This window comes from Candidatus Rhodoluna planktonica, assembly GCF_001854225.1.
Classification (GTDB): Bacteria; Actinomycetota; Actinomycetes; order Actinomycetales; family Microbacteriaceae; genus Rhodoluna; species Rhodoluna planktonica.
Window position 1 is genome coordinate 1,133,300 of sequence record NZ_CP015208.1, and the last position, 14,989, is coordinate 1,148,288.

Below are 14,989 nucleotides of genomic sequence, written 5' to 3' on the forward strand. Positions count from 1 at the left end.
GACCACGATGAATAGACTGGAGCCTATGACTTCACCAGCCCTCACCCACTGGGTGCTCACCATCGTTTGCGAAGATCAACCCGGAATTGTTCACGCCATATCGGGCGCAATTTTGGCGGCAAACGGAAACATCACCGAAGCACACCAGTACACCTCACACGACACCGGTCGATTTTTCATGCGCTTGCAGGTTGAATCGGCAGTGCCTCGCGAATTCTTTGAAAACCAACTTTTGCCGGTAACGCAGCGTTACTCAATGGATTGGAACCTGGATGTGGTAGGCCGCAAGGTAAAGACCCTGGTTCTGGTCTCAAAGAGTGGCCACTGCCTCAATGACCTGCTGTTCCGTCAGCGTGCCGGCCAGTTGCCAATTGAGATTCCCGCCGTGATGGGAAACCACAGCGACCTGGGCGAAATGGCTCAGTTCTACAGCGTTCCGTTTGAGGAGCACAAGATTTCTTCGGATGCTGACAAGAAAGCCTTTGAAGACCGGTTGCGCACTTTTATCGCTGAAGAAAAAATCGAGTTGGTTGTGCTGGCTCGCTACATGCAGATTTTGAGCGAAGAATTCTGTAAAGAATTTGAGGGTCGAATCATCAACATTCACCACTCATTCTTGCCTGGCTTCAAAGGGGCGAACCCTTATGCACAGGCTCATTCTCGCGGTGTCAAACTAATTGGCGCGACTGCACACTTTGTTACCGCAGATTTGGATGAGGGTCCAATCATCGAGCAGAATGTGGTCCGAGTCGAGCACTCAGATTCGAAGAACCGCCTAGTCTCAATTGGTCAAGACGTTGAATCAAAGACGCTAACCCAGGCAGTTCGCTGGTTTGCCGAGAGCCGCGTGCTGCTCGACGGTGCTAGAACCGTAATTTTCAACTAAAAAATGGCCCCGCAAAAAGCGGGGCCATTTTTTCTGTAAGTTTCGCCTAGTTGTTTCCGGCTATTCGCAGTTGATTTAGAAAATCCAATCCGCCGCTAGTGTTCTGGCTGCTGCGACGACGCTTAAGAATCGAATTTGCGGTGCCAATGCCGATAACCGCTAACAACGCGGCACCAAAGGTGATGATTTGCCAGCTTTGATAAAGCCAACCGGTAAATGAAAAGGCCGCCGAGCTTGGTTTTGGCTCTGTTGGGTTATCAAGTTCAATCTGACCAGTTGCAACTAGCGGCTCAGCGCTTTCGTCAATTGCCTCCGGCACATCACCGTTGCCGAGGGCTGCAATTTGCGAATTTAGTGATTCGAGTTTGATCTCGGTGGCAAGCCCAGGTGCTGCTGGTTTGGGCGCGTTGAACTTTTGGGTTGTTGAACTGCCGAGCTCGCCGCTAGCGCCTGGCTCTTTCAGGGTAGATTCTGGGCTGGCCGAAACCGTTGGACCGGTGGTTGCAGTTGGCTGGGTCTCCGCGGCAGAGTTTGGCGCCTGGTTAGTAGTCAGCTGGGGTTCAGCCGATATCGGTGCAGCAACTGGCGGCCCAGCCGTCGGGGTTTCGGTAACCGGCGCCGCAGCCGGCGGAGCAGGCACGGCAATCTTTTCAATGCTTGCGCTTATAACCTCGGTTGACGAGTTGCCGGCGGCATCGACATAGCTTTGCGCCAGGAGGGCCAGTTGCACCGAACCGAGAGAACATCCTGAAGTTCTAATTTCAAACTCGCGGTTTGGCACAACCTCGGCCAATAGCAACTGGCAATTTGTGGCACTGCCGCGCTGCTCAAAATCGGCCACGGTAAGTTCGTAAACCGCCTCATCAAAGGCGATTTCAAAGCTTGGCTCGGCCGAGGTACTGGCCGAAATCGGAGTCGCAAAAGTCGCTGCAGCTGCGGTGCGATCAACAAATACTTGCCCGAGCGACTGGGCGCTATTCGGTGCGGTATTTCCGGCAGCATCCACGGCTGAGCCCGCCTTCAACTGCAAAGTGACCATTTGCGAATCCGCACATCCGGCAACTTCAACCACGGTTCGGTTATCGACGGATGTGATGGCGCCAATCGAGCAGTCAACACCGCTTAGTTCAAAATCTGCTGCTTCAAGCTGACTGATCGGCTCGCTTGATTGCAGTTCAAAATGCAGTAGTTGCTGATTAGTAAATTCGGGTGGCGCCACGTATGCGACCACCGGCGCGGTGTAATCAATCTTGATTGCCGCGGCTGAGAAAGCCTGGGCCGGACCAGCACTTGACCCAGTAACCGAGTTGGCCACCAAGGTAACCTGCAGATCACCTTCGCTACAGCCTACCAATGCCAGGTTGTAGCTGGCATTGCTTCCGGTGAGGTTCAGGCTCGAGCAGGTGGCGCCTGTAAGCAAAAAATCCGAGGTACTCAATCCGGTCACACTCTGATTGAAATTTAGATTCAGTGTTTGATCGGCCAACTTTGAAGTCGTCGCCGCGGCACCAAAACTAGCAACTTCTGGCGGCAGACTGTAGCTGATGATTACCATCCCAGCACCCGAGCGATAGCCGGCTGTGTTTGTGACCGAACTGGTTTTGGTTGAATCAACCCAGGATGAACCACCTCCCCCGCCACCGGCATTGGAGCAGCAACTATCGACATCGGCGCCACCACCGCCACCACCGTAGTAACCGCCGCCACCGCCGCCACCGCCGGAAACTGAGCTCGATCCGCCAGCGCCGCCAATTCCTAGGCCCCCGTTTCCACCCCAACTACCGCCGTTAGGGAAACCGCCGTTTCCGCCAGAGGATGCAGTTGCGCCTGAGCCGGCCTGACCCTGACCAGAGGTTCCGGCACCACCGCTGGTGCCACCACCGAAACCACCGGTACCGCCCGAGTAACCTCCAGAGCCGCCTCCCCCGGCTGCAACGACCAGACGCGAAGCAAGCGCGGTGCTGGTGCGAATGTCACTCGCGCCACCGCCAGAGCCCTCGTCACCGCGGCCCGCACCTGCGGTGCCGCCGCCGTTAAATCCGCCAGCAACTCCAGAACCTTGGGCGCCGGCCCCGCCAACGTAAATAAACAGTGGTGTGTTACCGGTGAGTAGCGCACCGGTAACTCGACCACCGAGCCCACCACTGCGGCCACCCTGTGCGCCGAGCACATCGAAGGCAAGATTTTGAGCATTTGCCGGTGGCGTCCAGAGATAGTAGTCACCGCTGTAACCAAAAGTGACGGTGCAGTTGGCGCCGACGCAGACCGCGGTCGGATTTGCTGAAACAGCCCGAGAGGATGGGATCAGCAGGCCACCGAAAAGGATGGCGAGGATACTTGCGGCCGAGAACATCTTCGACCAACGCTGTTTATGAATACTGTGCATGTCCAAAAAGTAAAACTCCGGCAGACTGCTCTGCCGGAGTTTTCCACAGGCTTCAAAAGCTCAGAATTATGCACAGATTATGCCAAGCGCGCCTTTAGGTTCGCAGCAATGCTGGCAATGAACTCGTCGGTGCTCTGGTATCCCTGGTCGCCGCCAACTAGCAGTGCAAGATCTTTGGTCATGTCGCCAGCTTCGACGGTCTTGATGATGACATCTTCAAGAGTCTCGGCAAATGCTGCAACTTCAGGGGTTCCATCAATCTTGGCGCGGAACGAAAGTGCTCGAGTCCAGGCGAAAATTGATGCAATTGGGTTGGTCGAGGTCTTCTTTCCGGCCTGCCAGTCACGGTAGTGACGGGTAACGGTGCCGTGAGCGGCCTCAGCCAAAGCAGTTTTGCCATCTGGAGTGGTTAGCACCGAAGTCATTAGTCCTAGCGAACCAAAGCCCTGAGCTACTGTGTCTGACTGAACGTCACCGTCGTAGTTCTTGCAAGCCCAGACATAGCCACCCTCCCATTTGAGAGCAGCAGCAACCATGTCGTCAATCAAGCGATGCTCATAGGTGATGCCGGCCGCTTTGAACTTGTCGGCGTACTCAGCGTCGAAGACTTCCTGGAAGGCATCCTTGAAAGCACCGTCGTAGGCCTTCAAAATTGTGTTCTTGGTTGACAGATAAACCGGGTAGTTGCGTGACAAACCGTAGTTGAATGATGCGCGAGCAAAGTCCCTGATCGAATCCATGTAGTTGTACATACCCATGGCGACGCCGCCGTGCTCTGGGTAATCTGCCACAACCTGAGTTACCGGCTCGCCACCGTCGGCTGGTGTCCAGGTGATAGTGACCTGACCCTTGCCCGGCACCTTGAAGTCGGTTGCCTTGTACTGGTCACCGTGTGCGTGACGACCGATAACAATTGGCTTGGTCCAGCCAGGTACCAATCGAGGCACGTTTGAAATGATGATCGGCTCGCGGAAAACAACACCGTCGAGGATGTTACGGATGGTGCCGTTTGGCGACTTCCACATCTTCTTTAGACCGAATTCTTGAACGCGGGCCTCATCTGGAGTAATGGTGGCGCACTTGACACCAACACCGTGCTTCTTGATTGCGTTGGCAGCATCAACCGTGACCTGGTCGTTGGTGGCGTCGCGGTGCTCGATACCTAGGTCGTAATACTCGAGGTTTACGTCTAGAAAAGGAAGAATAAGCGAGTCTTTGATGTTCTGCCAGATAATTCTGGTCATTTCATCGCCGTCAAGTTCGACGATGGTGCCTTGCACCTGAATTTTTGCCATAACCGGGCTCCTGAATATTGATTGCTTGCGGTCTAAAACGAACCTTCATCTAGCCTAGCGGTTGGCACCTAAACTAAAACGCATGAAAAAACTGGCCGCGACTCTCGCCTTTATTTTTGCCATAACCGGGTGCGCGCTGGTGCCCGGTGAGTCGGCACCGGTCTTAGAAAAGGTTGATCGCAGCAACGCTGTTGGCATCCAGTTGTTCATGTGGAACTGGAACTCTATTGCCAAAGAATGCACCGAGGTTTTAGGGCCGGCCGGAATCGATTGGGTTGAAATTTCGCCCGCCCAAGAACACATTTTGGGCGATGCCTGGTGGACTCACTACCAGCCGGTGAGTTACAAAATTGAATCGCGTTTGGGCAGCGAAGTTGAATTCCAAAACATGGTTGATAGTTGCAAATCAGTCGGAGTCGACATTATTGCCGATGCCGTAATCAACCACATGGCCGGCATTGAAGGTGGCACCGGTTGGGCCGGCACCGAATTCACCAAGTACGAGTACCCCGACCTTTATAGCCGCAATGATTTTCACACTTGCAAGAGCATCAACGGTGAAATTCTCAGCTACCAGGATGCCGAACAGGTAACCCAGTGTGAGCTGGTTGGGCTATCGGATTTGGATACCGGCAGTGCCAAAGTGCAGCAAAAACTTGCCGATTACATGATCAAACTTTTGCGCATGGGAGTTGCCGGTTTTCGCATCGACGCGGCTAAACACATCGCCGCTGAAGAACTGGAACAAATCGTCAAGCGACTACCCGAAAACGTTTGGATCATCCAAGAGGTAATTAGAGCCAGGGGCGAACCGATTCAACCGGAAGATTATCTGGGTTGGGGTGACGTTTTCGAGTTTGGCTACGCTTATGACCTCAAAAAATCAGTCGGCTCTGGGCTACTCGCCTATTTCACACAAGAGGCTAGACGCAAAAAAATGGTGTCCGGAAACCAGGCCGTGACCTTCGTTTCAAATCATGACACCGAACGCAACGGTCAAACACTGAGTTACACGCAACCCCACGATTTCGCTGCGGCGACCGCTCTGATGCTGGCCGATCCGTACGGCAAGCCAATGCTCTATTCGGGTTATGCCTTTAGCCAACGCGACCAAGGCGCAGCCTACGAGCAAGACGGGCGGGTTCAGAATGTGATTTGCCCGCAAGATCCATCCCCAGATATTGCCAGCTACAACGACAGCGATTGGGTATGCCAACACCGCTGGCCAAGCACCTTGCAAATGATTCAGTTTCGCGATGCCACCGCCGGTCAGCCTATGACCGATTTCAAAAAAGGCAGCGGCATCCTTGGTTTTGGTCGTGCAGCTGCGGGCTACATTTTTGTAAATCAAAGCCCACGCGATTTTGCCGGCGAGGCACTGCAAACTTCGATGCCGACCGGTGAGTACTGTGACCGGGCCACCGGTGGAAAAACCGCTGACGGGAAGTGCGCCGGTTTGACTATCTCGGTTGGAGCAGACGGCTCAATCGAGCAGGCGACGCCGTCTGGCACCTTCTGGGCAATCGATAAAAATAGCCGACTCTAGCCCCGAAAACAGGTCTGCAATTTAGCGGACGGTTTAGTGGAAGAAGTGACGCTCGCCGGTGAAGTACATGGTCACCCCGGCCGCTTCAGCCGCTGCAATAACTTCTTCATCGCGCACTGAACCACCGGGTTGCACCACGGCGCGAACCCCGGCATTGATCAGAATTTGCAGGCCATCGGCGAATGGGAAAAACGCGTCCGATGCGGCGACCGAACCTTTGGCTCGCGACTCGGCGCGCTCTACCGCGAGACGGCAAGAATCAACTCGGTTTACCTGACCCATACCAACGCCAACCGAAGCCAACTCGCGGGCAAGCAAGATACCGTTGGATTTCACTGCACGACAGGCCCGCCAAGCAAACTCAAGTTCACGCATGGTGTCGGCGTCAGCTTTTTTGCCGGTGACCAATTTCCAGCCCTGCGAGTTGAATTGGCTGAACTCGTCTGGTTGCTGAACCAATAAGCCACCGGAAATTTGACGATATTCGAGAGCGTCGCGTGAGTAGTTTGCTGGCAATTCAAGAACGCGCAAGTTTTTCTTTTCCAGCAGAATTTGCAGCGCTTCAATTTCATAGCCCGGAGCAACGATTACTTCGGTAAAGATAGTGGCAACCTGCTTGGCCATAGCCACGGTGACAATGCGGTTTGATGCAATGACGCCACCGAATGCCGAAACTGGGTCGCACATATGCGCCTTCGCATGGGCGTCGGCAATTGCGTCGGCCGAATTTAGGTCACCCAGAGCGATGCCACAGGGGTTAGCGTGCTTGATGATTGCCACTGCTGGCTCGCTGAAATCGTAAGCTGCGCGCACGGCGGCATCCGCGTCGACAAAGTTGTTGTAAGACATTTCTTTGCCGCCAAACTGGCGAGCCTGTGCGATGCCGGCTGAGCCGCCAGTGCGATAAAGGGCCGCAGCCTGATGTGAATTTTCACCGTAGCGCAGCACGTTTTCTAGGTTGCCAATAACCTTGAACTCAGCTTCGAAACCCGGATTGGCATTCTCGGCCAGCGTTGTTTGCCCAGCGTTGCGCTTCCAGTCATTTTCAAGTTCACTGGCAAACCAGGCTGAAACAGCCGAATCGTAGCGAGCCGTGTGCGAAAAAGCCGCGTAGGCCAATTCTCGTCGCTGCTGCAGGGTGGTGCCACCCTCTTCGATGGCAGCAATAATTTCACCGTATCGAGCTGGATCAACCACAATTGCGACGTTGGCGTGATTTTTTGCCGAGGCCCGAACCATAGCTGGTCCGCCGATGTCGATTTGCTCTACGACCGCATCGCCCTTCGCTCCGGACTGCACGGTTTGCACGAATGGGTAAAGGTTTACTACCACTAGCTGAAATGGCTGAATGTCGAGTTCTTTGAGCTGCTCTTCATGCGCAATCAAACGCATGTCAGCCAGCAACCCGCCGTGAATAGTTGGGTGCAGGGTCTTCACGCGACCATCGAGTGACTCGGGAAAACCGGTGAGCTGTGAAACCTCAATGACTGGTAAACCTGCATCGGCAAGGGCTTTGAAGGTGCCGCCGGTTGAAACAATTTCGATGCCCTGGGCGACCAGATTTTTTGCCAACTCGATGATGCCGGTTTTGTCTGAAACTGAAAGCAGCGCGCGCCTAACCGGGATGCGGTCGCGGTGTCGATAGTCGGCTGGCTGGTGATCGTTGTGTGCGGCCAAGAATGTGCCTTTCGGTTGGCTAGCGTGAAAGTTGCGTCAGGTGAATCTTTTTTTGGGCAATGTCGCGAACCACTTCAATCAATTGCTGGCGCTCAATTACCTTGATGCGCTCGTGAAGTTCGGATTCGGTTTCATCGGGCAAAATGTCTAAAGCTGCCTGGCGAATGTGCGGCCCGGTGTCGACACCCTCGTCGACGATGTGCACGGTTACTCCGGTGGTGGTTGCGCCCGCGGCCAGCGCGTCGCGCACAGCGTGGGATCCTGGGAAGTTTGGAAGCAGCGACGGATGTGTATTGATTAGATTTGGCGAGAGTGCCGAGACAAAATTTTGCGGCAAAATTCTCATGAACCCAGCCAAGACCACCAAGTCTGGTTTGAAATGCTGGACGTTTGCCAACAGCACCTCGGCCCATTGCTCGCGGCTGGCAAAGGCGGTCGGACTAACCACAAAGGTTGGCACACCAAAGTGCTCGGCGTGGGCCAAGCCATCGGCTGGATTATCTGCACCGACGGCCAAAATTTTAGCCCCGAAAAGCGGATTTTCAGTTGCTTCTAGCAGCGCACGCAGATTTGAACCAGAACCTGAGATTAATACGACTACCGACAGCACCCGAATAGTTTAGCCGCGTTTGCCGATCGGATTATCTGGTGATTCGGGCTTGGCGCTAAAGAAAGCACCAAGGAAAGCAGCAAGCACCGTGATGATGAAAGCTGCTGCTGCAACTGAAACTGGATTTAGCCCGACAATTTCAAGACGGCCGGGCCCGGCCGAACCGGATGCCAGAACTGCTAGTGCAAGCACCTCGATTGAAACTACGGCAGCTACCGAAAAGGCAACCGCTAGCGCCGCATTCAACGAGGATGCGAACTCGAAGCGAATTTCGTCGCTAAATTTCTTTGCCAGCACAGTGATTATGAACGCCGTTGTTACTGGGATTACTAGAACCATCATGCCCAGCTCCAGCTGGCCGATTGGTAAAACGGCAATCAGCGGAATGCTTGGCAGCGGACCAACCGCAGTTCCAATCGGACTAATTAGAGATCCAGCGCCAATTTGGAATCCTGGCCCAAGCAGCCATCCAACCCCGTAAATTATCAGGTTTGGCAACAGAGCAAGTTGACCCACCGTTACAGCAGTGCCGCCGAGAAAACTCACCTGAAGCGCCTCATAAAGTCGAATCACCTGAATCCAGTTGACGGCTAACAACAAGCCAACAGCGGCGGCTGAAATAGTAAACAGGGTTGCAACGATTGCTGTACCGGTGCGCAAAGCCGGCACCAAGAGTGCACGCAAAGCCCAGTGCATTCGGTCATATTGAGTTAGCCACCAGGAACGTAACCAGCGACGTTCGAAGGGTTCAGGCAAGCCTTCGGCCAGTGGACTGCGCCTTCCGAACAAGCCGCCAAGGATGGCAAAAAAAGCAAAAAGTGTTGGTGGGAAAAATGTGCCCTGCCAGTTGACCGGATAAATAGCCGGATCTGCCGCTGCGGTGCTGACAAACAACGAAACCGCTCCGTAGACGGTAACCACTGCGCTGATTCCGGGCCACAATTCCGACGCCGCGGTTAGCCTTCTCCCGATTCGAAAAGCCATAAATGCAATCAGCGCGGTGTAGCCCAGCGGAATCAGGCTGACTATGTAAAGAGGCAGTTCGGCTCCGGCGAAGGTGCTGGCCGGAACAACCAGGCGCGTGCCGTGAGCTAATAGCCAAAGATCAGCGGATGTGCGAAACGCCACCAACCAGTCAATTGATGGATCGTTTTCGATCAACCAGATAACGGTAAGTGGCGCTAGCACGATTCCGATTCCGATGGCTGCCGCTAGCGCCGCCTCGAAGGCGGCAACTAGGAATGTCAGTCTTCGGTTCACGAATCAGGATTCTAGCTCTAAGCCAAGGCTTAGAGGTTGTTGTAAACCTCACGCATAAGAGCTGCGGTTTCGCTTGGGGTCTTGCCGACCTTTACACCGCAGGCCTCAAAAGCTTCTTTTTTGGCTTGAGCGGTACCCGCTGAACCAGAAACAATGGCTCCGGCGTGACCCATGGTCTTGCCCTCTGGCGCAGTGAAACCAGCAACGTAGGCAACAACCGGCTTGGTCACGTGCTCCTTGATGTAAGCAGCGGCCTTCTCTTCAGAGTCGCCACCAATTTCACCAATAAGCACGATTGCCTTAGTTTCTGGATCGGCTTCGAACGCGGCCAGTGCATCGATGTGGGTGGTGCCAATGACCGGGTCGCCACCGATACCGATTGCGGTTGAGATTCCGATGTCGCGCAGTTCGTACATCATCTGGTAGGTCAGGGTTCCGGACTTTGAAACTAGACCAATTGGTCCGGCTCCAGAAATGTCACTCGGAGTGATTCCGGCGTTTGATTTTCCCGGGCTGATAATTCCAGGGCAGTTAGGGCCGATTAGACGGGTTTTTTCACCCTTAGCCACGTTGTAAGCCCAGGCTTCAGCCGAGTCGTGAACCGGGATGCCCTCGGTGATTGCAACAGCCAGTGGAATCTGAGCGTCAATTGCTTCGATCATGGCGGCCTTTGCGAAGGCTGGTGGAACGAAAATAACTGTGACGTTAGCGCCGGTTGCTGCCATTGCCTCAGCAACGGTGCCGAAAACCGGAAGGTGCTTTCCTTCGACGTCTACGGTCTCGCCTGCTTTACGTGGGTTTACACCACCGACGATGTTTGAGCCACCCAAAAGCATGCGACGGGTGTGCTTCATACCTTCGCTACCGGTCATACCCTGAACGATGATTCGAGAGTCTTCGTTTAGAAAAATTGCCATTTCTTTTCTTTCCTTTTATCTCTCGCGCTTAGCGGTTGGCTAGTTCTGCAGCCTTGTCGGCGGCAGCATCCATGGTTTCGACGATGGTTACAAGTGGGTGAGCAAACTCGTTGAGGATGTAACGACCTTCGAGAACGTTGTTTCCGTCGAGACGCACTACGAGTGGCTTGGTCGCCTTGTCACCGAGAGTCTTTAGAGCACCCACGATTCCGTTGGCAACAGCGTCACAGGCGGTGATGCCACCAAAGACGTTAACAAAAACACTCTTGACCTGTGGGTCGTTCAAAATTAGGTCGAGGCCGTTAGCCATAACTTCAGCGCTAGCGCCACCACCGATGTCGAGGAAGTTAGCTGGCTTGACGCCACCGTGCTTTTCACCGGCGTAGGCAACCACGTCTAGGGTCGACATAACTAAACCGGCACCGTTTCCGATGACACCAACTTCGCCGTCTAGTTTCACGTAGTTCAGATCAAGTGCCTTAGCCTTAGCCTCTAGCGGATCGACCTTGGCAATGCTTACCTCTTCACGGTCTTGGTGACGGAATTCAGCATTGTCATCGAGGGAAACCTTGCCGTCGAGAGCAAGAATTTGACCGTCTTTGGTCAGAACTAGTGGGTTGACCTCAACCAAGGTGGTGTCTTCGCTCTTGAAGACATTCCAAAGCTTGACGAATACTGGGGCAACCTTGGCTGCCAATTCATCGTCGAAGCCACCCTGCTTTGCAATTGAAAGCGCAGTCGCCTCATCAATTCCGTCTAGTGCAGAAACCGGCACTTTGGCCAAAGCATCTGGGCGCTCTACGGCCAGCTGCTCAATTTCCATTCCACCTTCAACGCTGCATAGCGAAAGGAAGGTGCGGTTTGAGCGGTCAAGCAAAATTGAGAAGTAGAACTCTTTGTCGATTGCGGCACCCTCGGCAATCATCACGCGCTTCACGACGTGACCCTTAATGTCTAGGCCGAGAATCTTGCTTGCGGCTTCTTTTGCCTCAGCTGGCGAGTGAACTACCTTCACACCGCCGGCCTTGCCACGGCCACCAACCTGAACCTGCGCCTTAACCACAACGGTGCCACCAATTTTGGCAGCTGCAGCTTCGGCTTCTTCTGGGGTGTCAGCAATTAGACCCTGAAGGACAGGGACTCCGTAGGACTCGAACAAATCGCGAGCTTGGTACTCAAATAAATCCACTTTGATTTCCGTTCAAAAAGTAGCGGGCAACCCTCTAAGTCTAGAGCTTTTCGATTGGTGCGACCTTCACCAACAAACGCTTCTTTCCGGCTGAACCGAAGTGAATTTCAGCGGTCTGCTTGGCGCCCTCGCCGGCTACTGCGATGACTTTTCCTCGGCCGAAGTCGGCATGCTCAACCTGATCACCAACGGCCAGCTGCAGCCCCTCGTTGTTTCGCACCGAAGAAATGGCACCCTTCCATTCGGTCTTTGGTTTGTTGCTTGGCGTGCCGCCATAACCAGAGGATGCCGATGCCGGTTGGCTGCGATAACTCTGCGATTCGGCGATTGACGGCCGATACTGCGGCAACCCGCGCCCGGCACCAGATTCACGCCAGTCGATGAGGCTGGCTGGGATTTCTTGCAGGAACCGACTTGGGATAGACCCCTCGGTGTCGCCGTAGGTGGTTCTAGACATTGCCAGGCTAAGGTGCAATTTCTTGCGAGCTCGAGTGATGCCCACGTAAAAGAGGCGTCGCTCTTCAGCCATTCCGCCCGGAACTAAGAACGACATCCGGTGTGGCAGCAGTCCTTCTTCGATGCCAGCCAAGAAAACCGCATCGTATTCAAGACCTTTGGCGGTGTGCAAAGTCATCAGCGAAACCGTACCCGATTCGTCATCGATGTCGTCTGCGGCAGCAACTAAAGCGACCTCGTTTAGGAAATCGGTTAGATTGCCATCGGGGTTGTTGCGCTGGAATTCACGAGCAACCGAGACCAACTCTTCGAGGTTTTCGACCCTGGCTTCGTCTTGAGGATCGCGACTGGTCTTCAAACTTTCGAGGTAACCCGACTTTTCGAGCACCGAGCGCAAAATTGCATCCACGCTGTCGGTTTCGATTGCCAACTGGGCCTGCTGCAAAAGCTCGGCAAGTTGCTTGATAGCGGTAGTGATTTTTGGGCCGAAAGATAGTTGATCAACCTCGGCCAATGCCTGACGAATTGACAGGCCATTTTTCGAAGCAAAACTTGCCAGCTGGGTTTCGGTGGCATCACCGATGCCGCGCTTAGGAACATTCAAAATTCGCCGTGTGGCTAAATCGTCACGGTCGTTGGCGATAGCCACCAGGTAGGCCATGGCATCTTTAATTTCTTGCCGCTCGTAGAACTTTGTGCCACCGACGACTCGGTAAGGCAAGGCGCTGCGGATAAAAATATCTTCTAGTGCGCGGGTCTGCGAGTTGGTTCGATACATCACCGAAATGTCGCGATAGGCAATGCCTGATGCGTGCAGGGCATCGATTTCATCAGCGATGAACTGGGCCTCATCATGTGCTGAATAGCCGGTGTAGCCAACAATTTTTTCGCCGTCACCCTCTGCTGTCCAGAGATTCTTGGCTGGGCGATCAAAGTTGTTTGAAATTACCGCGTTTGCCGCAGACAAGATGTTTTGCGTTGAGCGATAGTTTTGCTCGAGCAAAATTGTGGTGGCATTTTTGAAGTCTTTTTCAAACTCGGTGATGTTGCGAATGTCGGCCCCGCGGAAAGCATAAATCGACTGATCTGAATCACCGACGACCGTAAGCGAAGCTTTGGCCGCAAGCTCTTTGATGAGCGCATACTGCGCGTGATTCGTGTCTTGATATTCGTCAACCAAGATGTGTCGAAACTTATTTTGATACTGCTCGAGCACATCTGGGAAGGCACGGAAAAGGTGCACCGTTTCACTAATTAGGTCATCAAAATCGAAGGCGTTGTTTCGACGAAGTTCAGCCTGATAACTGGTAAATATTTCGGCAATGACCCGAGCAGCAGGGTCGCTCTGATCAATATTGCGTGCGTAGCTTTCAGCATCGGCAAGTTCATTTTTAGCATTCGAAATGATTGATGCAACGGCCGCCGGGGTGAGCTTGTGAATGTCGGCAGCGGTATCGCGGATTAACCGCTTAAGAATTGCTCTAGTGTCGCCAGAATCGTAGATGGTGAAATTAGCATCGTGACCAAGACGTGCGCTTTCACGGCGAAGAATTTGGACGCAGGCCGAGTGAAAAGTTTTTATCCACATGCCGTCGGCGGCTTCGCCCAGCAAATGTTGTACACGCTCACGCATTTCTGCGGCAGCCTTATTGGTGAAGGTAATTGCCAAAATTTGGGATGGCCACGCCTCTTTTTTTGCCAATAGATGTGCGATGCGGTGAGTTAGCACCCTGGTCTTGCCAGAGCCTGCACCGGCAACGATTAGCAGTGCCGGCCCACGGTACTCTACGGCCGCTCGCTGCTGCGGATTGAGCCCAGCAACCAATTGTTCGGTGGTGTCAAAATTGCTGGAGAAAAGATCGAACTCAGTCATAACCGAGAAAGCCTAAGCCAAACCTGAGAGAAGTTCGTGCAGCAAATCAGGCTGATCGGCAAAGATGCCGTCGACGCTCAGGTTCACAAACTGCATAAGGTACTCTTCAACGCTGCGCTCTGCTTTTTCTACCTGAGCGGTCCAGGTATAAATCAGAAGTCTACGCTTTCTGGCCGCAGCAACAATCTCAGGGGTCAGCAACTCAAAATTGAAGCTGATGCCGTCGACTTTGCTGGCGACGTCGTCAAGAAATTCATCCATCGTGATTTCAATGGGCATACCCCAGGTATCAACCAAGAAAACATATTTGTGTGGGCCGGCGATTCGATTTTTGAGTTCGATCGTTATGTCAAGGTTAAAACTCTCAAAAACAAATTCGATATCGCGCTCACGCCAATTGCTCTCATCAATCGCGGTCTTTAGCGCACCAACCATGTCAAAACCGAGAGCGGCAAAATGGGCACCGTGTTTGACCTCGATGATTAGTTTTCGGTTGGTCACAAAGTCGGCAGCCAGCAACTCTTCGATTGTGGGAATTTCGAATTGACCATCAAACTTGGCGCTGCCCGGCCGTTCGTCAGGAATGCGCTCAATTGCCTTGAGCGTCTTGATCTCTTCGAGGGTGAAGTCTTCGCTAAACCAGCCGGCCACAGGCCAGTGCCCGTACATTTTTATTTCTTTGAATCGATCGGCAAACTCAGCGTGCTCGGTGACGTTGGTGCTGTGCGAAAGTTCGTTTTCATGGCGAATAATAAGGCGATGATCTTTGGTTGGTACCAGATCACACTCGACTGCCACAGCACCCTGATCGAACGCCAGCTTGAAAGCCTCTAGGGTGTTTTCAGGTCGATAACCGGATGCTCCGCGATGGCCAAAAACCTCAGGCTTAGTCAT

The 14,989-nt window shown here is 53.6% G+C and carries 11 protein-coding genes; 2 read left to right on the forward strand and 9 right to left on the reverse strand.

The window, feature by feature from the left end; all coding sequences use genetic code 11:
* Positions 1-25 precede the first annotated feature (25 nt).
* Entirely contained in the window at positions 26-886 is an 861-nt protein-coding gene (gene purU / locus A4Z71_RS05645; protein ID WP_070954937.1) for a formyltetrahydrofolate deformylase, read from the forward strand.
* 46 nt (positions 887-932) lie between these two features.
* Here the strand turns inward: purU and A4Z71_RS05650 are convergent, their stop codons facing one another.
* Positions 933-3,272 carry a glycine-rich protein gene (locus A4Z71_RS05650; protein ID WP_084028440.1) on the reverse strand — a complete coding sequence of 780 codons (2,340 nt, stop codon included), beginning with the start codon at positions 3,270-3,272 and terminating at the stop codon, positions 933-935.
* Between the two features lie 77 nt (positions 3,273-3,349).
* Complete coding sequence (locus tag A4Z71_RS05655; protein ID WP_070954939.1) at positions 3,350-4,567, reverse strand: NADP-dependent isocitrate dehydrogenase; 1,218 nt, start codon at positions 4,565-4,567, stop codon at positions 3,350-3,352.
* Positions 4,568-4,649: 82 nt separating this feature from the next.
* On the opposite strand from A4Z71_RS05655, the gene A4Z71_RS05660 reads away from it, so the two are divergent.
* On the forward strand, positions 4,650-6,113 hold the full coding sequence (locus A4Z71_RS05660) for an alpha-amylase (protein ID WP_070954940.1): 1,464 nt from the start codon (positions 4,650-4,652) through the stop codon (positions 6,111-6,113).
* Between the two features lie 33 nt (positions 6,114-6,146).
* Here the strand turns inward: A4Z71_RS05660 and purH are convergent, their stop codons facing one another.
* Genes purH through A4Z71_RS05695 form a run of 7 tightly spaced genes read right to left on the reverse strand, consistent with a single transcriptional unit; the run spans position 6,147 to position 14,989 of the window.
* Positions 6,147-7,790, reverse strand: coding sequence for a bifunctional phosphoribosylaminoimidazolecarboxamide formyltransferase/IMP cyclohydrolase (gene purH, locus A4Z71_RS05665; RefSeq protein WP_070954941.1), 1,644 nt, complete (start codon positions 7,788-7,790; stop codon positions 6,147-6,149).
* A gap of 19 nt (positions 7,791-7,809) precedes the next feature.
* Entirely contained in the window at positions 7,810-8,400 is a 591-nt protein-coding gene (purN, locus tag A4Z71_RS05670) for a phosphoribosylglycinamide formyltransferase (protein WP_070954942.1), read from the reverse strand.
* Between the two features lie 9 nt (positions 8,401-8,409).
* Positions 8,410-9,660 (reverse strand): cell division protein PerM, encoded by a 1,251-nt coding sequence (locus A4Z71_RS05675; RefSeq protein WP_070954943.1) that lies wholly within the window; start codon positions 9,658-9,660, stop codon positions 8,410-8,412.
* Between the two features lie 29 nt (positions 9,661-9,689).
* Positions 9,690-10,577: a succinate--CoA ligase subunit alpha gene (sucD, locus tag A4Z71_RS05680; RefSeq protein WP_070954944.1), complete on the reverse strand. Its 888-nt coding sequence runs from the start codon at positions 10,575-10,577 to the stop codon at positions 9,690-9,692.
* Positions 10,578-10,605: 28 nt separating this feature from the next.
* Positions 10,606-11,766 (reverse strand): ADP-forming succinate--CoA ligase subunit beta, encoded by a 1,161-nt coding sequence (gene sucC / locus A4Z71_RS05685; RefSeq protein WP_070954945.1) that lies wholly within the window; start codon positions 11,764-11,766, stop codon positions 10,606-10,608.
* 40 nt (positions 11,767-11,806) lie between these two features.
* Positions 11,807-14,095 (reverse strand): DNA helicase PcrA, encoded by a 2,289-nt coding sequence (gene pcrA / locus A4Z71_RS05690; RefSeq protein WP_070954946.1) that lies wholly within the window; start codon positions 14,093-14,095, stop codon positions 11,807-11,809.
* A 12-nt stretch (positions 14,096-14,107) separates the two neighbouring features.
* The gene (locus tag A4Z71_RS05695) at positions 14,108-14,989 is read right to left on the reverse strand and encodes a glycerophosphodiester phosphodiesterase family protein (protein WP_070954947.1); all 882 of its coding nucleotides are present in this window, start codon (positions 14,987-14,989) and stop codon (positions 14,108-14,110) included.